13 protein-coding genes are annotated in these 19,420 nt (G+C 72.3%); 12 read left to right on the top strand and 1 reads right to left on the bottom strand.

Annotated elements, in window-relative coordinates:
• Positions 1–34: 34 nt before the first annotated feature.
• From DMB66_RS09900 to DMB66_RS09870, 8 genes are all read left to right on the top strand, one after another.
• The gene (locus tag DMB66_RS09900; protein WP_125803724.1) at positions 35–928 is read left to right on the top strand and encodes a carbohydrate ABC transporter permease; all 894 of its coding nucleotides are present in this window, start codon (positions 35–37) and stop codon (positions 926–928) included.
• A gap of 4 nt (positions 929–932) precedes the next feature.
• Entirely contained in the window at positions 933–1,847 is a 915-nt protein-coding gene (locus DMB66_RS09895) for a carbohydrate ABC transporter permease (RefSeq protein WP_233624436.1), read from the top strand.
• A gap of 2 nt (positions 1,848–1,849) precedes the next feature.
• Complete coding sequence (locus DMB66_RS63575) at positions 1,850–2,701, top strand: beta-L-arabinofuranosidase domain-containing protein (protein ID WP_233624435.1); 852 nt, start codon at positions 1,850–1,852, stop codon at positions 2,699–2,701.
• Positions 2,607–3,794, top strand: a complete 1,188-nt coding sequence (locus DMB66_RS63570; protein WP_233624434.1) for a glycoside hydrolase family 127 protein — start codon at positions 2,607–2,609, stop codon at positions 3,792–3,794. Before DMB66_RS63575 ends, DMB66_RS63570 begins: the two co-directional genes overlap by 95 nt.
• A complete protein-coding gene (locus DMB66_RS09885) occupies positions 3,791–8,524 on the top strand; it encodes an Ig-like domain-containing protein (protein ID WP_233624433.1) in 4,734 nt (1,577 codons plus the stop codon). The genes DMB66_RS63570 and DMB66_RS09885 overlap by 4 nt, the downstream gene beginning before the upstream one ends.
• A 71-nt stretch (positions 8,525–8,595) precedes the next feature.
• Positions 8,596–11,700, top strand: coding sequence for a family 43 glycosylhydrolase (locus tag DMB66_RS09880; RefSeq protein WP_233624432.1), 3,105 nt, complete (start codon positions 8,596–8,598; stop codon positions 11,698–11,700).
• A gap of 42 nt (positions 11,701–11,742) precedes the next feature.
• Positions 11,743–12,375, top strand: a complete 633-nt coding sequence (locus tag DMB66_RS09875) for a hypothetical protein (RefSeq protein WP_125803723.1) — start codon at positions 11,743–11,745, stop codon at positions 12,373–12,375.
• Positions 12,376–12,437: 62 nt separating this feature from the next.
• Positions 12,438–13,472: a WxL protein peptidoglycan domain-containing protein gene (locus DMB66_RS09870; protein ID WP_125803722.1), complete on the top strand. Its 1,035-nt coding sequence runs from the start codon at positions 12,438–12,440 to the stop codon at positions 13,470–13,472.
• On the opposite strand, the gene DMB66_RS09865 is transcribed toward DMB66_RS09870, so the two are convergent.
• The gene (locus DMB66_RS09865) at positions 13,407–14,912 is read right to left on the bottom strand and encodes a DedA family protein (protein ID WP_233624431.1); all 1,506 of its coding nucleotides are present in this window, start codon (positions 14,910–14,912) and stop codon (positions 13,407–13,409) included. The two genes, DMB66_RS09870 and DMB66_RS09865, sit on opposite strands and share 66 nt — an antisense overlap.
• 148 nt (positions 14,913–15,060) lie before the next feature.
• On the opposite strand from DMB66_RS09865, the gene DMB66_RS09860 reads away from it, so the two are divergent.
• The 4 genes from DMB66_RS09860 (at position 15,061) to DMB66_RS09845 (ending at position 19,409) form a co-directional block, all read left to right on the top strand.
• Positions 15,061–15,606, top strand: a complete 546-nt coding sequence (locus DMB66_RS09860) for an RNA polymerase sigma factor (RefSeq protein WP_125803721.1) — start codon at positions 15,061–15,063, stop codon at positions 15,604–15,606.
• Positions 15,603–16,361, top strand: a complete 759-nt coding sequence (locus tag DMB66_RS09855) for a hypothetical protein (RefSeq protein WP_125803720.1) — start codon at positions 15,603–15,605, stop codon at positions 16,359–16,361. The genes DMB66_RS09860 and DMB66_RS09855 overlap by 4 nt, the downstream gene beginning before the upstream one ends.
• A 139-nt stretch (positions 16,362–16,500) precedes the next feature.
• On the top strand, positions 16,501–16,704 hold the full coding sequence (locus tag DMB66_RS09850; protein WP_125803719.1) for a hypothetical protein: 204 nt from the start codon (positions 16,501–16,503) through the stop codon (positions 16,702–16,704).
• Positions 16,671–19,409, top strand: a complete 2,739-nt coding sequence (locus DMB66_RS09845) for a LuxR family transcriptional regulator (protein ID WP_233624430.1) — start codon at positions 16,671–16,673, stop codon at positions 19,407–19,409. The genes DMB66_RS09850 and DMB66_RS09845 overlap by 34 nt, the downstream gene beginning before the upstream one ends.
• Positions 19,410–19,420: the final 11 nt, after the last annotated feature.

The raw sequence follows: 19,420 nt of genomic DNA, 5'->3' as shown, positions 1-19,420 counted from the left end.
GCACGAACGAGCGCTGAACGAACGAGAGGTTTCCATGAGCGTCAACGCGCCGCGGGGCCGCGCGCGACCCCGCGGCCGTCACGCCCTGCTCGGCTGGCTCTACGCGACTCCGACGACGATCTTCGTGGTGGCGCTGTTCGCGCTGCCGCTGCTGCTGGTGATCAAGATGTCGGTGTCGCGATGGCCGCTGCTCACCGGCGACCAGGGGATCAACGCACCCGACAACTTCACCAAGGCTCTCGACCACCGCTTCTTCGCCGACTCGGTCGTCTTCACCGTCAAGTACACAGTGCTCGCCACGGTGCTGCTGCTGGTCCTGGGGCTGGGCCTGGCCCTGCTGGTGCAGGAGTCGAGCCGGTGGAACAACCTGCTGCGCGCGTCGTTCCTGATCCCCAGCGCCCTGGGGCTGGCGTCGGCGTCCCTGCTGTTCTACGTCTTCTACTCGCCGTACGCGAGCCCGCTGGCGCCCCTGATGGAGCGCTGGGACTTCACGTTCCTCGGTTCACCGACCGCGGCGCTGCTCTCGACGATCTTCCTCATCGTGTGGCGCTACGCGGGCTTCTACATGGTGCTCATGCTGGTCGGCCTGCAGGGCATACCGGCGGACGTGTTCGAGGCCGCCCGCTCGGACGGCGCCAGCCGCTGGCAGACCTTCACGAGGGTCACCCTGCCGCTGCTGCGCCCCACCCTGGCGCTGACGACCGTGCTCTGCGTGACCGGCTCCCTGCTGGCCTTCGAGCAGTTCTACATCCTCACCAAGGGCGGCCCGGACAACAGCACGATCACCGTTGTCCAGCTCATCTACATGGTGGCGTTCCAAGGGCAGAACGACCTCGGGGTGGCGGCGGCCATCTCGGTCATCGCGCTGCTCGGCCTGATTGTCGTCAACGCGCTGCAGATGCGCGCCTTCCGGTCCGAGGAGAGCTGACGCGATGGCTGTCGATTCGAGTCCCACCTCGACCGCCGCCGGGAGCGCGGTGCCGAGCGGCGGGGCCCCGGCCCGCCCGGGCAAGCCGCGTGGTGTCACCATCGCCGGCATCGCGCTGCGAACGCCCTACTGGGTGCTCACCGGAGCGGTCGGGCTGATCTTCCTGGCGCCGCTGGTCTGGACCGCGGTCGCCTCGATCTCCCCGCAGGCCGGCACCAACCAGGTGGACGGCTGGGGGTTCGGCAACTACGAGACGCTGGCCGGCTACCAGGCCGGCATCTGGCGCTACATCGCGAACTCGGTGTTCGTCTCGGTGCTCACGGTCGTGCTGACGCTGCTGACGTCCCTGTTCGGCGGCTACGCGTTCGCGCGCTTCCGCTTCCCCGGCAAGGACATCCTGTTCATGGTCACGCTCGCCATCCTCATGGTCCCGTACGCGACGCTGCTGATCCCGCTCTACGTGCTGCTCAACCAGGTGGGGCTGGAGAACTCGCTGGTCGGGGTGGCGCTCGTCCTCACGATGTTCCAGCTGCCGTTCTCCACCTTCCTGATGCGGATCTCCTTCGAAGCGGTGCCCCGCGAGCTCGACGAGGCCGCGACCGTCGACGGCTGCTCGTCGTTCGGCGCGCTGTGGCGGGTGCTGCTGCCCGCGGTGAAGCCGGGCCTCATCACGGTCGGGCTCTTCTCGTTCCTGGCCGCGTGGAACGACTTCATGGCGCCGCTGATCCTCATCAACGACACCGAGCGCATGACGCTCCCGCTCGCGGTGTCCAACCTGCGCGGCCAGGTCCAGGGCGTCGTCGACTACGGGGCGACCGAAGCCGGCGTCGTCGTGCTGGCCCTGCCGTGCATCGTCCTGTTCCTCCTGCTTCAACGACACTACGTGCGCGGCTTCATGTCCGGCGCGCTGAAAGGCTAGGCATGACAGTCACCGCAGCTGTGGCCGCGCCCGTCCTGCCCGTCCGAGGCCGGCTCCGGCCGCTCGGGTTGGGTGAAGTCCGGATCACGGGCGGATTCTGGGCCGAGCGCCAATCGGTCAACGGTGCGGCCAGCCTCGCGCACATCGAGCACTGGCTGGAGCGCGAGGGCTGGATCCGGAACTTCGATCTCGCCGTCCGGGGCGGCCTGCCCGGGGAGCGTCGCGGCCGCGAGTTCTCCGACTCGGAGATCTACAAGTTCCTCGAGGCGCTGGCCTGGGAGATCGGCCGGACCGGCGACGCGGCCCTCGAATCGCGGTTCCGGGCCGTCGTGGACCGGGTGGCCGCGGCACAGGAATCCGACGGCTACCTGAACACCAAGTTCGGCCGTCCCGGTCAGGCACCGCGCTGGTCCGACCTCGAGTGGGGCCATGAGATCTACTGCGTCGGTCACCTCCTGCAAGCCGCGGTGGCCCGTGCCCGGACGCGTCCCGGCGCCGACGACGGCCTGATGGAGATCGCCCGCCGGGCCGCCGACAACCTGTGCGAGACGTTCGGGCCCGACGGCATCGACGGCGTCTGCGGTCATCCGGGGATCGAGACCGCGCTGGTGGAGTTCGCCCGGGTCACCGAGGACGGCCGCTACCTGGCGCAGGCCGCCCTCTTCGTCGACCGCAGGGGCCACGGCCGGCTCAGCGACGTGGAGTTCGGCCGGGAGTACTTCCAGGACGAGCTGCCGGTACGGGAGGCGACCGTCCTTCGTGGGCACGCGGTCGAGGGCGAACTACCTCGCCGCCGGCGCGGCCGACGTCGCGGTCGAGCTGAAGGACGCCGGCCTGCTGGAGGCGGTGCGTAACCAGTGGCAGAACGCGGTGACCCGGCGCACGTACATCACCGGCGGGCAGGGCTCCCGCCACCAGGACGAGGCGTTCGGTGGCGACTGGGTGCTGCCGCCCGACCGGGCGTACTCCGAGACCTGCGCCGGCATCGGCTCGGTGATGGTCGCGTGGCGGCTGCTGCTGGCCGACGGCGACCCCCGGTGCGCCGACCTCATCGAGCGGACCCTCTTCAACGTCGTGGCGACCTCGCCCGCGGCGGACGGGCGAAGCTTCTTCTACGCCAACACGCTGCACCGCCGCGAGCTCGGCACCTCGCCCGACACCGACCGGCCCAGCCTGCGCGCGGCCGCCTCGCAGCGGGCGCCCTGGTTCGAGGTCTCCTGCTGCCCGACCAACGTCGCCCGCACCCTGGCGAGCCTGACGGCGTACGTCGCCACCTCCGACGACGAGGGTCTGCAGCTGCACCAGTACATGCCCGGCACGGTCGAGCACCGCCGCGCCGACGGGCGGCACCTGTGCGTGACCGTCGCGACCGACTACCCCCGCGACGGCGAGATCCGGGTGCGGATCGACAGCGACGACGAGGACCCCTGGTCGCTGTCGTTGCGGGTGCCGGGCTGGGCGACCCGGGGCGCGACGCTGACCGTCGACGGGGACACCCGGCCGGTCGCGCCCGGGGTCGTCACCGAGCGGCGGAGCTGGCGGCGCGGCGACGAGGTGGTGCTGTCGCTGCCGATGGCGCCCCGGTTCACCTACCCGGACTCGCGCATCGACGCGGTCCGGGGCTGTGTCGCGGTGGAGCGCGGCCCGCTCGTGCTCGCCCTGGAATCGACCGACGTGCCGGGCGTCGAGACCGTCGACGAGCTCCACATCGACGCCAGCCGGCCGCCGCGCCTGACCGACGGCAGGGTCACCGTGCGCTGCCGGCGCGGGCGCCCGGACGACGGCGACTGGCCCTATCGAACCGACCCGCGCGAGTCGGCCCCCGTGCTGGCGGCGGAGCCCGACGAGGTGCCGCTGGTCGAATACCACGCCTGGGCCAACCGCGGACCCTCGACGATGCGCGTCTGGCTCCCCACGCTCCGCGAGATCAAGGAGGAAGCACCATGACACATAGACGCGTGCGAAGGGCGCCCGTCTGGGCCGCCCTGACTGCGCTGGTGGTGGCGGGCGCGGCGGTCGGCCTGCCGACTCCGGCCCACGCCGCCGGCCCGGTCCTGCCCGGCAACGAAGGTGACGTCGGGGTCTACACCGACGGCCAGAGCCACGTCATGGACATCGGAGACCCGGCGTACAGCAACCTCGGCGACGTCGCCAACCAGCTCAAGCCCGGCGTGCCGTTCACCGCGGCGAACATGCACGAGTCGATCTTCGCCAAGGACCTGGCGGCCGGCGGCACGGACTACTATCTCGACCGCGTTCTCGGCGTGCCCGGGACGCTCGGGTCGGCGGTGCTGATGACCCGGGGCCGCTCGCTCTACCTGCGCGGCGCGAGCAACAACAACTTCACCGTGATGGGTTTCGCGGGCAGCGCGTTCGTCGGCGGCCCCAACAACCTCGGCAACCTCTACACCGTGACCGTGCCCGGGCAGACGGTCACCGAGGTGAACGCCAACCGGTTCAACGCGCCGAGCCACGCCAAGAGCCGCTACACCGTCGGCGGCACCGGTGTCTCCGCCGATCTGACGAAGTTCATCACCTACGACAACGTCGCGGTCACCGCCATCACCTTCACCAACCCCGGCGGGTCCGCGGCGACCTTCACCGTCCGCGCCGCCTCGCCCCTGGCCACCCAGCCCGGCCAGGGCGCGGCCGAGCTCACCGGCACCCGGACGATCACCAGCGGCGCCAACAACGGCCTCCGCGACACCGCGTGGGACACGATCCGGGTCGGCCTCACCGGCGCGGGCTTCACCCGTACCGGAACCAATCTCGACCGTGAGGTCACCGTGCCCGCCGGCGGTTCGCTGTCGCTGTCGGTCGTCGGCGCGGTCTCCTCGGCGACGCTGCCGAAGACGGTGGAGAGCTACCGGGACTACGCCGGGCTGTCGCCGGCCGTGGCCGTGCGCACCGGCATCACCGCCTTCAACCGCCAATGGGCGCAGGACGTCCCCTACATCGACGTGCCGGACCCGGCGCTGGAGAAGGCCATCGTCTACCGCTGGTGGGGCGAGCGCTACAACAGCCTCGACGCCAACGCCACCGGCCACGTCTACCAGTATCCGGCGACGATAGAGGGGGTCAACCTCTATCAGAACGCCGTGGCGCTGACCCAGCCGATGCACCTGCAGGACACCAAGTGGCTGCGCACGCCCTATCTGCCGTACGGGCAGATCCTCAACATCGGTGAGCTGTCCGGCTCCTCGGCCTTCCTGGACAGCCCCGGCCACACGAGCTGGAACAACCACTACTCGCAGTACGTCGGCACGGCCGGGATCGAGGCCTACAACGTGCACGGCGGTGGCAAGGAGATCGCCGGGAAGTTCGCCACCTACTTCGAGGGCGACGGCGTCGGGCAGCTTGAGCACTACGACGGCAACAAGGACAAGCTCATCGCCTACGACACCAACTACATGCCCGGCAACGACGCCGACGCGATCTCCTTCGGCTTCCCGAAGGCCAACGCCGGCGCACCCGGCGCGCAGACCCTCGAGCGCCCGGAATCGGCGTACGTGTGGGGCGCGCTGGACGCGGCCCGGCAGCTCTACCAGATCTCCGGCGCCGACCAGGCCAAGGTCGACCAGCTGGCCGCCGGCGCCGACGGCGTCCGCGACGCCGTCCTCAACCGGCTGTGGAGCCCCGACACGCGGATGTTCCTGGCCGGCACGTCGCACGGCGCCACCAGCGCGGCGAGCTCCAACGGCCGGGCCAACCCGCTGCCCGCGTCGGCCCGCGACCTGGTGCCGGCCAAGGAGTCGAACCTCTACGACGTCTACGCCCAGAACCTGATCCCGTTCGACCAGTGGCAGAAGTACGTCGACGGGTTCCGCTTCCTGACCTACGGCGACAACTTCCCGATCTTCCCGTTCTACACCGCCAACCAGTACGACCGGGCGGCGTACGGGATCGGCGGCTCCAACAACTTCTCGAACATCAACTTCACCGTGCAGTACCGCGGCGTCCGCTCCGCGCTGCGCCACTACGACCCCGCGCACAAGTACGTCACCCCGGCCTACGCCAAGCGGTTGCTGGACTGGATGGCGTGGAGCACCTACCCGGGTGCCGACCTGCGGGTCGCGAACCAGGCGGAGTACTACTCCAACTGGAACGCGGCCACCAAGACCTTCACCCGCAACAACCCGAACCACGTGATGCTCGGGAACATGAACTACATCTTCGTCGAGGACATGGCCGGGCTCCAGCCGCGTTCCGACGACAAGATCGAGCTGTCGCCGATCGCGCTCGGCTACGACCACTTCATGGCCAACAACCTGCGCTACCACGGGCAGGACGTGACGGTCGTCTGGGACCCCGACGGCACCGAGTACGGCCTGGGCGCGGGCTACAGCCTGTTCCTGAACGGGGAGAAGAAGGTCAGCACCGACAAGCTCGGCAAGCTCACCTACGACCCGAAGACCAGGCAGGTCCAGGCCGAGCAGGGGCTGACCGTCACCTTCACCGCGACGACGGCGACGAACTTCCCGAGCGCGGTGGACACCCCGATCCAGGACGACCGCGTCGTCGACTACCTCAAGACGGCCGGCATCGACCTCACCGAGGACGCGCCGAACCTGGCTGCCGGTGCCAAGCTCGGCTCGTCGTACACCCAGCAGGGCGCGCGGCCGACGCCATGGCGGGAGTTCCACACCCCCGGACTGAGCACCTCGATGAACCACACCCCCGGGGCGATCAAGGAGACCGAGCGGCCGGTGTCGCTGGGCGCCGTGACCGACGGCGTCACCGCGAACGAGCCGTACTGGGGCAACTACGGTGCGACCGGGAAGAACGGCTATGTCGAGCTCGATCTGGGCTCGGCCAAGTCGTTCGACAACGTGAAGGCGTTCTTCGTCAGCGACCGGCAGGCCGGCGGCTACCGCGAGCCCGCGCGCTGGTGGGTCCAGGTGCCCGACGGCAGCGGCGGCTGGAAGGAGGTGCCGGGCCAGTTCAAGAACCCGACCATCCCCTCGGCGAAATTCAACGAGGCGCTCTTCAGCACCGTGACCTCGAACAAGATCCGCATCGCCTTCACCGACAACCCGACCTTCTTCACCGCGATCTCCGAGATCAAGGTGCACGACTCGGGGCGGGACGTGCCACCCGTCGCCAACCAGGCACCGGTCGTCACCGCGGCGCGCGACGGATCGGCGGACGGCAACCTGTCCACCAAGCTCGTCGGTACGGCGTCCGACGACGGCATCCCCTACGACAACGACCTCGCCACCGGCTGGGAGACCGTCTCGGCACCACCGGGCGCCGGCGTCATCTTCGCCGACGCGAAGGCGCTCACGACCCGGGTGACCGGCACGGTCGCCGGCGACTACGTGTTCCGCTTCTTCGCCGACGACGGTGCGAAACGGACCGCGGCGACCGTGGCCGTGACGCTCGCCAAGCGGGCCGTCGTGGCGGAGTTCGGTTCCTCGGCGACGATCACCACCAGCGGCACCTCGCCGTGGGAGAGCCACCAGCGGGTCAACGAGGCCACCACCCCGAGCACCTCGAGCCCGGGTGCCGGCAACGGCTGGGGCACCTGGGGCCAGGACCGGAACGGCACCAGCCCCGAGCAGGAGGCGTGGATCCAGTACCAGTGGACCTCGCCGGTGCGGCTGTCCTCGACCGACATCTACTGGTACGACGACAACGGCGGCACCCGCCGGCCCACGGCCACGACCTACGCCATCGAGTCCTCCACCAACGGCACCACCTGGACCCCGGTCACCCTCACCAAGGGCTCGACCTACGCCGACGGCCTGGCCGTCAACACCGCCAACCACTTCGACTTCGCACCGATCACGGCCGGCCTGCTGCGCGTCCGCATCTGGGGTGTGCAGGGCGAGGGCGCGGGCACGGGCGTGCTGCGCTGGCGGGCCAACGGCGAGACCGTCGACTCGGTGCGCTCGCCGGTGCTCATCCGGACCGGTGTGGGCCAGGTGCCCACCCTGCCGCGTGAGCTCGACGGGATCTACGCCAGCGGCGCCCGCGGCAAGATCGGGTTCACCTGGCAGCCGATCGCGCCGGAGCTGGTCGCGGAGCCCAACGTCGACCCGTTCGTGGTCTACGGCGCCAACGACACCTACGGCCTGGTCGCCGAGGCCCGCGTCTACGTGCGGCCGGAGATGTCCTCCGGCGGCATCTCGATCCAGGGTGCCGAGGCGTTCCAGCAGACCGTCGCGGTGGGCGAGCAGCCCTACCTGCCCGACAAGGTGGAGGTCTCCTACAACGACGGATCCCGGGACAACCAGGCCGTCGGCGTCGACTGGGACTTCGACTCGACCATCGTCAACACCCCCGGTCGCTACACCGTCATCGGCGACCTGATCCGGCCCGACTACGTCGGCACCGCCGGCGCGACGAAGACCACGCTGACCCTCACCGTCGGCGACGGCGGCCCGGCCTGGGACGTCGAGGTGCTGGCCCGTACGCAGTGCGTCGGCGGCAACGCCTACGTGTCGGTCAACGCCCGCAACGCCGACGACGTGCCGCTCACCATCGAGCTGAGCACGCCGTACGGGTCGCGCACGGTGACCGGCACGGCCCCCGGGAAGGCCGCCTACCAGGCGTTCAACTCCCGCGCCAAGACGGTGCCGGCCGGCACCGCCACGGTGAAGGTCACCGGAACCGTCGGCGGCCAACCGGTGACGGCCCAGATCCCCGCGCCCTACGGCGGGATCAGCTGCGGCTAGTTCGCCCCTTCGTGGTGGCGGCGCCCGACCGGCGCCGCCACCAACCCCCTCGAACGAAGGAGATCGGCACCGTGCACACCATCGGATGGCGCGCCGCCGCGGCGGCCCTCACTCTCGTCGCCGGCAGCCTGGTCGCGTTCGCCGCGCCGGCCGCCGCCGACCCGCGCACCTTCACCAACACCCGCAATCCCCTCATCGGCGACGGCAGCTACTACTCGGCCGACCCGGCGCCGGTGGTGGTGCCGGCCGGCGCCCCCGGCAACTCCAGCGGCCGCGACGAGCTCTACATCTACACCGGCCACGACGAGGCCGGACCGTCCACCAACGACTTCATCATGAACGAGTGGGGTGCCTTCAAGACCGGCGACGTCACCGCCGGGCAGTGGACCCACTACCCGTCGCTGATGCGCCCGGAACAGGTCTTCGCCTGGGCGACCCCGGGACGCGCGTACGCGGGGCAGGTGGTTCGCGGCGGGGACGGGCGCTACTACTGGTACGTACCGATCAACGAGCGGGACAGCCCCGCGGCCGACAAGTTCGCGATCGGCGTGGCCGTCTCGGACAGCCCGACCGGGCCGTGGACCGATCACGCGGGCGGGCCGATCATCTCCCAGCGGGTGCCCGCGGCCAACACCATCCACAACATCGATCCGACCGTCCTGGTCGACGACGGGCGGGTGTTCGTCTACTGGGGCTCGTTCGGCAATCTGCGGATGCTGGAGCTCCAGCCGGACATGAGGACCCCGGTCGGCGCCCAGCGCACGGTCACCGGCCTGACCGGCTTCTTCGAGGCGGCGTGGATCTTCAAGCGCGGCGGCACCTACTACCTGGCGTACGCCGGCAACAACGCCGGCCCGGCCTCGGCCTGCACCCCGGCCAACTACCACGCCTGCATCGCCTACGCGACGGCCGCGTCGCCGGAGGGGCCGTGGACCTACCGCGGCACCGTGCTCCGGCCGGTCTCCTCGACGACGAGCCACCCGGGGATCCTCGAGTTCAACGGCCAGTGGTACCTGGCGTACCACACCGCCGACGCCGTGGGCGGCGGACACTTCCGCCGTTCCGTGGCGATCGACCGGGTCGAGTGGGACGACACGCAGACCCCGCCCCGGATCAGGGCCGTCACGCCGACGCCCGCCAAGGTGGCCGACCCCACGCCCCGGCCCAACATCGCGCAGGAGGCGAAGGTAGCCGTCTCCAACGAGCCCGTGCCCACCCAGTACTGGGTCAAGGCGCTCAACGACGAGATCGTCCGGTCGAACCCGCTGCCGCCCGACATGTGGGGGACCTGGACCGGCAGCAACCCGCCGCAGCAGTGGGTGCAGTACACGTGGGACCAGCCGATGCGGATCTCCGGTTCGCAGATTGACTTCTGGAACGACCAGCCGCAGGGCAGCGGAGTGGGCGTCGCCGCACCCGCCGGCTGGCGCATCCAGTTCTGGAACCTCGGCACCGCGCAGTGGGCCGACGTGCCGAACCCCAGCGGCTACCCGACCGGCACGCAGGGCTTCCAGAACACCACGTTCGACGCGGTCACCACCACGCAGGTGCGCGCGACGTTCGACGCGTCGACCAACGGCAGCACCTACTCGGCGGTGGCGGTCGAGGAATGGAAGATCCTCGCCGCGCAGCCGGAGTCGGTGACCCCGCCGGCGCTGACGGTCGAGGTGGGGGAGCGGGAACTGCCCGGCACCGTCGCCGTGCCGTTCGGCGCCGAGACGCTTCTGGTGCCGGTCTTCTGGGACCCGGTGACGGCCGAGCAGGTCGCCGAGCCCGGCACGTTCACGGTGCGGGGCACCGTGCTCGGCTACGCCGCCGGTCGCGTCTCCGCGCAGGTCCGGGTCATCTCGCCCGGCGACACCGAGGGCGACGAGACCCCGCCGACGCTGACCCTCACGCCCAGCGGCAGCGCGGGTAGCGCCGGCTGGTTCCGTTCCGCGGTGCGGGTGCGCGCCGCCGGCGTCGACGACCGGGGCGGCCGGCTCACCATCAGGTCCACGGTGGACGACGCCCAGCCGGTCGTCGCGACAGACGTGCGGCACGCCGACGTCAGCGTCGCCGGGGACGGCCGGCACACGGTCGCGGTGACCGCGACCGACCGGGCGGGCAACGTCTCGGCGCCGGCGGACCTCGCCGTACGGATCGACGCCACGGCACCGGTCAGCGCCGCCGCCGTGAGTCCCAGCACCCGGGCGGTCACGGTGACCGCCGGCGACGCCACCTCCGGGATCGCCCGCGTCGAGTACGCCATCGACACGGGCGCGTTCACCACCTACACCGCCGCGGTCGCGGCACCGGACTCCCAGCGGCACACCGTGTCGTTCCGCGCGCTCGACGTGGCCGGAAACCTCGAGACCGCCCGGACGGTGACCATCCCGGCGGACCTGTCCGGCCCGCTCACCGGCAACATCGGGCCGATCGCGACCCCGACCGCCTCGTACACGGCCGGCTGGAACAGCGTCACCGCCCTCAACGACGGTGCCGACCCGCCGAGCCCGGGCCAGGCACAGATCTGGGGCACCTGGTCCGGCACCCGCCCGGCGACCCAGTGGGTGCAGTACGACTGGGCGCGCCCCGTGCGGATCACCGAGACGGAGCTGAAGTTCTGGCGGGACTCCGAGCAGGGCAGCGGCGACGGCGTGGCCGAGCCCGCCGGTTGGGTGCTGCAGTACTGGGAGGAGGCCGGCGCGGCCTGGCGGGACGTGACCGGCGCGTCCGCGTACGGCACGAGCAGCACCGCGTTCAACAAGGTCACCTTCGACCCGGTCACCACGCCCCGGGTGCGGGCCACGATCCGGGCCGACGGCGACGGGACCACGTACTCCGCGGTCGCCGTCACGGAGTGGCGGGTCGTGGCGGACGACCCGGGCACCCAGCCGGCCGTGGTGCCCGCTACCGTCACCGTCCAGCCGCGGTGCCTCGCGGGCAAGGCGTACGTCGCCGTGCAGGCCCGCAACGACCACGACACGCCGGTGCGGATCGAGCTGGAGACCGGCTACGGCGAGCGGTCGTTCGCGACCGTGGCGCCGGGCGCCAACGCCTACCAGTCGTTCGCCGCCCGGGCGGCCTCGGTGCCGGCCGGCTCGGCGAAGGTCCGGGCCACCGGGACCGTGGGCGGCAAGGAGATCACCACCGTCCACAATGCCGGGTATGCCGCCATCACCTGCACCGCCTGACTTCCCCTCCCTCCACGAACCACAAAGGACAAGGAGCGTTGTATGAGTAGTTCGAAACGCCAGCGGCTGGTTGTCGCCGGTGCCGCCGGTGCCGTCCTGGCCGGGGTGCTGGGGCTGCCGGCGCAGGCCCTGGCCGAGCCCGGTGACAGCGGCGAGGTCCGGGTGACGGTCGACATCGAGGAGATCGACGAGCCGGGCGTGCTCGCCATGTCGATCGCCGCCAACTCCATCGCGCTGTCCGAGGACGGCTCGACCCTGCTGGTCCGCCAGTTCGTCGGCACGCTGCCGACGGTGACGGTCACCGACACGCGTACGCCCGAGGAGGTGCCCGACGGTGCGGCGTGGGCCGTCCTGGGCAGCGCGACCAACTTCGTCGGCGACGCCGGTCAGGCGCCGATCAGCGCCGGCCACCTCGGCTGGAAGCCGAAGCTGATCGATGGTGGCGACACCGGCCAGGTCGCCGAGGGCGAGGAGGTGGTGACCGTCCTGGACGAGCCGACGCAGCCCGGCAACAATGTGGGCCTGGTCGACCAGGAACTGCTGGTGTCGACATTCGACTCCGAGGCCGTCACCGGCGACGCGTACTCGGTCAACGCCGGCCTGTACCTGCGCACCCCGGCGGATGCCGCCGCCGGCAAGTACACCTCGACGATGACCCTCTCCTTGTTCGAATAGCGTGCGGGCGGGGTGCCGCGGCGACGCGGCCCCCGCCATTAGCCTGGTCGAAGGATTTCGCCATGATCCGAACGTTGCCGCGGCTGCTCGCCGTGCTGGCCGTCGTGCTCGTCACCGTGCCGATCGTGCCCGCCGCCGCCACGGCGGAGCCGGCCAAGCCGACCCTCACCTGGTCGGTCCAGCCGGCCGACCAGCGGGGCCCGGACGGCCGCCGGTGGGCCGAGCACACGCTCGACCCGGGCCGGGCGGTGACCGACCGCCTGGCCGTGCGGAACTTCAGCGACCGCGCCGCCGTCTTCTCGCTGAAGGCGGCCGACGGCTACCTCACCGACAAGGGACGCTTCAACATGCTGCCGTCCGACCAGAAGTCGGTGGACGGCGGCAGCTGGATCGAGGTGCAGGAGAAGGTCACCGTCGGTGCCAACGAGACGAAGGTCGTGCCGTTCACCGTCACCGTGCCCGGCGACGCCACGCCCGGAGACCACCCGGCGGGCATCGCGGCGACGGTCACCAGCACCGGGGGCACGGTCGCCGTCGAGAGCCGGGTCGGGTTCCGGGTCCTGCTGCGGGTCAGCGGCACGGTAACGGCGGCGCTGGTCGTCGACGACCTCAGTGCCACGTACCGGCAATCGTGGAATCCCTTCGCCGCCGGCAGCCTCCGGATCCGCTACCGCACGACGAACGACGGCAACGTCGCGGTGACCGGCACCGGCCGGGCGACGACCGGCGAACTGCTCGGCCTGGCCGACCACGAGGCCCGGACCGGGATCGAGGAGATGCTCCCGGGCGGCGGCCGGGAGGTCGACACCCGGGTCGGCGGAGTCTGGGGGCTGGGACCACTGCGCACCACCGTCGAGGTGAGCCCTTCCGTCCGCGGCGGCGGCCCGGCCGCCGGAGCGACCCGGCCCGCCTCGGCCACCGTGACGGTCTGGGCGCTGCCGTGGGCGCAGCTGGCCCTCGCCGCCGTGCTCGGAGCCCTCGTCACCGCGTTCCGGGTCCACATCGTCCGCCGCCGCCGGCGCCTCGCCGCGCTACTCGCCCGCGCCCGGGACGAGGGCCGGGCGGAGGCTCGGGAGGCTCGAGGTGTCGTCGGGTGATTCGCCGTCGGCGGCGGGGCGGGTGGACCAGATCGCCGCGTTGAGCGCCGTCCACGCGGCGCCGAGCACCAGCGCGGCGACCGTCTCACTCGTGCGGCTCCAGCCCAGGTAGATCCACGAGCCGGCGCACACTGTCACGTAGCCGGTCGCCATCGTCCACGCGGTCACCCGCAGCGACCAGGGCAGCCGCCGGACCAGCAGCCAGGTGAGCAGCCCGACGGTGGCGGCGACCTGCGCGGTCTCGGTGGCGGCATAGCCGGCGAGCGCGCTGAGGGCGTCGGCCGTGGGCAGATCTCCGCCGAACTCGGCCAGACTGGGGAAGGCCACGGAGTCGGGGGCGCGCCAGCCGTCCGGCGCGAAGGCCCGGTCCCGCTGCACGGCCGGCACGAGCCAGTCCAGGATGACACTGAAGATCACAAGTGGGAGGACCGGGCCGAGCGCGCGGAACACGTCGACGGCGTCGGCGCGGCGCAGCCGCCGGCTCTGCCGCCGCCATGACCACCACCACATTACGAGCGTGACCAGGGCAGCCGCGGCCAGGAAGAACTCGGGCTGGGGGTTGGCGGCGGTGAGCGCGAACAGGTACCCGTCCGAGGTCCACTCCGTACGCGCCCACCCGGCGACCGTCGCGTCGACCGCGTCGAGCCCGCTGAACCGGACCACCGTGGGCGTCACCACCACCAGCAGCGCGGCCACCAACGACAGCGGGACGACGCTGAGCGCGAGATCGGCACCCAGGCCGAGGACGGGGTGCCGCCGCTCGGTCCGCCGGCGCCACGCCAGCCCGGGTGCGCCGCGCCGGAGCAGCAACGCGCCGAACGCCCGTACCGGATCGGGGTGCCGGCCGACCCACCGCCCGGCGAGCACCAGGATGACGATCATGCCGGCCAGCACGGCCAGCGCGCCGCTGGCGTGCCCGACCCGGCTGGCGAGCCGGTCGTAGGAGGCGCCGAGGAGGTAACTCGCGCCGACCATCCAGGTCGCCCACAGGGCCGCGGTCGGCAGGTGCGAGGCGGCGAAGCGGCGGTACGGCACGCCGTTCATCCCGGCCAGGCGGGGGACGAGGGTACGCGCGACGACGACCCACTGGCCGAGGAGCACCGCCCGGCCGCCGTACCGGGCGAACAGCCGATCGGCCCGCTCCCAGCGCTTGGGCCCGATCCGCCGGCCCATCCGGGTCGTGCGGGCGCCCGGGCCCAGGCGCCGGCCCGAGTGGTAGGCGATGGTGCCGCCGAGCCACGCGGCGCCGACGGCGGTGCCGAGCGCCGGCCCGATGCCCACCGTGCCCGCGTTGGCGAGCAGGCCGAGCGCGATGAGCGCGGTGGCCGAGGGCAGGACCAGCCCGGCGGTGACCGCCACCTCCCCGGTGACCAGGGCACCCACCACGAGGTACACCAGGACCGGCGGCAGGCCGCCGAGCAGGTTGTTGATCAGGTCCATCGCCCGCGCCCCGCGCTCATCATGATCAATACGCTAGTAAGGGCGGCCCGGCCTGGCCATCGGTGACCACCCTGAGGGGAGATTCCGGGTGTGACACTGCGGACGGGGCCGGACAGGTAGGGGGTATGACGGCGAACGAGAGGAACTTATGAGCAGCGGCGACGACAGCGCGCGAGAACAGTCCTTCCGTTCCTTACACCAGCGGACCTACGCGGACCTGCTGCGGTTCGTGGAGCGCCGGATCCCGCCCAGCGAGGCCGAGGACGTCGTGTCGACGGTCTTCCTCACGGCGTGGCGCCGGTTCGATGACCTGCCGGAGGACGCCCGGCCGTGGCTGTTCGCGGTGGCGCGCCGGACGATGGCCAACCAGACCCGCGGCTGGCTGCGCCGCCAGGCCCTGGACGTCCGGCTGGTGTCGCTGGACGGGCCGGCATACTCCGACGACGCGGTCGGCACGGCCGCCCGGGTCGACCTCGAACGCGCCTGGCGGGGCCTGCGGCCCGGCGATCGCGAGGCGCTCGCGCTGGTGGCCTTCGACGGGCTGACCGCCGAGCAGGCGGCCACCGTGCTGGGCTGCCGCCGATCGACCTTCGCCATGCGGCTGGGCCGGGCCCGGGAACGCTTACGGATGGCGCTTGAGCCCGCCTCGGCCACCCGCCCGCAATCTCTCACTCTCCAGGAGCAGCGATCATGAACGATCTCGAGCAGCTGAGCGTGCTGGACCCGGCCCACGGGCGCGAGCCGACCGCGGTCGAGTGGAACCGGGCCAACGCGGTCGTCGACCGGATCATCGACGGCCGGGCCGTCGCGAACACCCTGCCCACGCGCCGGCCGGCCCGGCGCTGGGTCGTCGGCCTCGCCGCCGCCGCGGCCGCCGCGGTGGCCGGCGTGGTCGTGGTGCCGTCGCTGCTGCCGGGTACGGCGGACCGGGCGTTCGCCGCCTGGACGCCGGTGCCCGGCTCGCTCACCGGCGAGCAGGTGATGCCGCAGGCACGCCGGTGTGCCGAGAGCGGCGTCGGCAGCGGCTCGGGGCCGGTCAGCCCGTCCGACGTGGTGCTGGCCGAGCAGCGGGGAATGGCGACCCTGCTGATCCAGAAGCGCGGTGCCGGCCTGATCGAGTGCATGATCGTGGACGGCGAGTCGTTCGCCGCGATGCCCCTGACGGAGGACGCCCCGCCGGTGCCGGCCAAGGACACGGTCGAGGTCGCGACGAGTTCCTCGGTCGGCGACGACGACGACCAGTATTCGAACATCGTCGGCCTGGCCGGCCCGTCCGTGACCGGCGTCGACCTGCTCCTCGCCGACGGCCGGAAGATCAAGACCAGCTTCGCGGGCGGTCTGTGGGCCGCGTGGTGGCCGGGCCCGGAGGGCGGCGAGGCCGACACCATCAAGGTGGTGGTGCACAACAGCACCGGCACGGCCACCTACCGGATCGGCGAGCTGTACTGACGGGCGGCCGGGCTTGTCTAGGTATGCCTAGGCCGCCCGCCAGCCCCGCTGACCAGCGAAGATAGGTAGGGGCTTCCGATGTGGCGGCGCCCTTGTCGACCGAGGATTGATCCATCAGCGGTTGACAAGGAGACAAGCCATGTTCATGAACCCGGACCTGTTGCTGGTGCTGGCGAACGACCGCCGGCGTGAGCTGATCGCCGAGGCCGACAAGGGGCGCCTGCTCACCCTGGCGCGCCTGGCCCGGCGGGCCCGCCGGGCCGGCAAAGCCCCGGCGGTCCGCGGACAGCCCACCGGTACCCTGGCATCGTGCGAACCATCCGTGGCGGTGCCAGCCCGGTGATGATCGGGCGGGAGAGCGAGCTGCGCCGGTTGGCGCAGCTCGCTTCCGCGCATGCGCCGGCGGTCGCGCTCATCGCGGGCGAGCCGGGCATCGGCAAGACCCGGCTGGTGCACGAGCTGCTGGCAACCGTCCCGGCGGAGACCGTGGTGCTGGTCGGTCAGGCGGAGCCCGGCTCGCTGTCCCGGCCGTACGAGGTGCTCCTGGACGCCATCGACGGCCGCCCGGAGGTCGACGAGGAGCAGCTGGCGGCCCTCGCCGACCCGCGGCGCAGCCCGGTCGAGCGGCTGCACACCGGTCTCGCCATCCTGGCCGACCTGATCGGCGACGCGCCCGCGGTCATCTTCTTCGAAGACCTGCACTGGGCCGACTCCGAAAGCGCGGCGCTGTTCGAGCGGATCGCCGACCAGCGCGGGCCGCGGCTGCTCATCGGGACCTACCGGCCGGACGAGGTGACCCGCCGCCAGCCGGTGGCCGGCCTGCTGGCCCGGATGGAACGCCGGCACGCCGTCACCCACGTACGGCTGGATCGCCTCACCCCGGCGCAGACCGCGGCTTTGCTGGCGGCGGTCACCGGCGCCCCGGCGCCGCTGCGCGCCGCGACGGCGCTGCACCACCGCACCGGCGGCAACCCGTTCTTCCTGGAGGAGCTGCTGCGCGCGCTGCCCGGGTACGACGTGGAGGCGCTGGTCGAGCAGCCGCTGCCGTGGAGCCTCGCCGACGTGCTGCGCCGCCAGGTCGACGACCTCGAGCCGCTCAGCCACCGCATCGTCGAGGCGGCCACCGTGCTCGGCCACCGCATCCCGTTCGACCTGCTCGCCGACGTGACCGGCACCGGCGAGGAGGAGCTCATCGCCGTGCTGCGCGACCTGGTCACCCGGGGCGTCCTGGTCGAGTCCGGCGAGGACGAGTTCGCGTTCCGGCACGCTCTGGTGCGCGAGGCGATCGCCGATCAGATGCTCGGCCGGCAGCGCCGCCGGCTGCACGAGGCGGCCCTCGACGTGCTCGTCACCGGCGGCAAGTCCGACCCGGCCATGGTGGCGCACCACGCCCGCGGCGCCGGCCGGTACGACGACATGATCGCCGCGGCCCGCCGCGGAACCGCGCTCTACCTCTCCATCGGCTCCGCCTACCAGGCCCTGCAGCTGGCCGAGATGGGCCTCGACGAGGTGCCCGACGACACCGACCTGCTCGCCGGCGCCGCCCGGGCGGCGTGGCTGGCCGGCCTGCTGGACGACGCCCTGCGGTACGGCCGGCGCTGGCGCGACCTCGCCAGCACCACGACCGACCGGGCCGAGTCGCTGTACCTGCTGGTCCGCATCGCCTGGGAGTCCCGCGAGACAGCCGAGATGCGCGCCCTGACCCACGACATCGAGACCCTGATCGCGCAGCTCCCGCCCGGCGCCGACCAGGCGCGGGCGATGACCGCGATCGCCCAGTCGGCGTACCTGCGCGACGATCTCGATGCCGCGCTGCTCTGGTCCGACCGCGCGCTGGCGCTGGCCGACGAATTCGACCTGCCGTCCGTCCGCCTGGCCGCGCTGGTGGAAAAGGGCTCGACGCTCATCGACCGTTCACAGACCGCCGTCGCGGGCCGGGAGATGCTGTCCGCCCTCGTCGACGAGGCCGAGAAGGCGGGCGAGTGGGTGCTGGCCGCCCGCGCCCTCAACAACCTGGTGCAGGGCGAGCCGCCCACCTCGCCGGCCGAGCACGCCGAGATCCTGGAACGCATGCGGGCGGCCGCCGAGCGGGCCGGCTTCGAGTCGCTCGCGGTGGCCACGTACTTCCAGGGCCGGGCCCGGCTCGCGTTGCGGGCCGGCGACCTCTCCGCCGCGATCGCGGCGCTGGAGGAGGGCCGCGAGCAGGACCGCAGCTACCGGCGCCGGGGCCGCTGGGCCGACTACCACGGGGTCTTCCTCGCCGGGCTCTACCTGGAGGCCGGCGAGCTGGACCGGGTCGGGCAGCTCATCACCGACCTGGCGGCGCTGCCCAACAACCCGCCGACCACGATTCCCGGCCTGACGTTCCACCTCGCCTGCCGCCGCGGCGACCTGCCGCGCGCCGAGGCGGCCCTGGACGAGCTCATCACGGCCCTGGCCGGGCAGACCTGGCGCAGCGGTGAACAAGCCCACGACCTGATCTCCGCCGCACTGGAGATCGGCCTGCCGGCGCACCGGCTCGACCAGATGGCGGCCGCGCTGCTCGACGCCGACGTGTGGGACGCCTACCGGACGCTCGTCGACGCCCAGCTCGCGGAGGCTCGCGGCCGGCACGCCGAAGCGCTGGCCGGCTACCTGTCCGTCGCCGAGGCCCACATCCTGGGGCCGGTGAACCGCGGCACCGTACGTGTCGGCGCCGCCCGCTGCCTGCTCGCCGGCGACCGGCGCGAGGAGGCCACCGCTCAGGTGGCGGCGGCCGCACCGTTGCTGGCCGAGTGGCGTGGCTGGCGGGTGGCCCAGCTCGCCCAGGTCCGCGCCCGGCTGGGGATGGCCCCGGCCGACGCGCCGCCCGCGGTCACCGGGCCGGCCGCGCTGACGCCCCGCGAGCGGGAGGTGGCAGTGCTGATCAGCGACGGGCTGACGAACGCGGAGCTGGCCCGGCGCCTCTACATCTCACCGAAGACCGCCGCCATTCACGTGTCGAACATCCTGCGGAAGCTGGGCGTCTCGTCCCGGACCGAGGTGGGCGACCTCGTCGGCCGGCGCTGACGGCCACCGTC

It is taken from the genome of Actinoplanes sp. ATCC 53533 (genome assembly GCF_003947245.1).
This window is presented reverse-complemented; position numbering and strand designations above follow the sequence as displayed.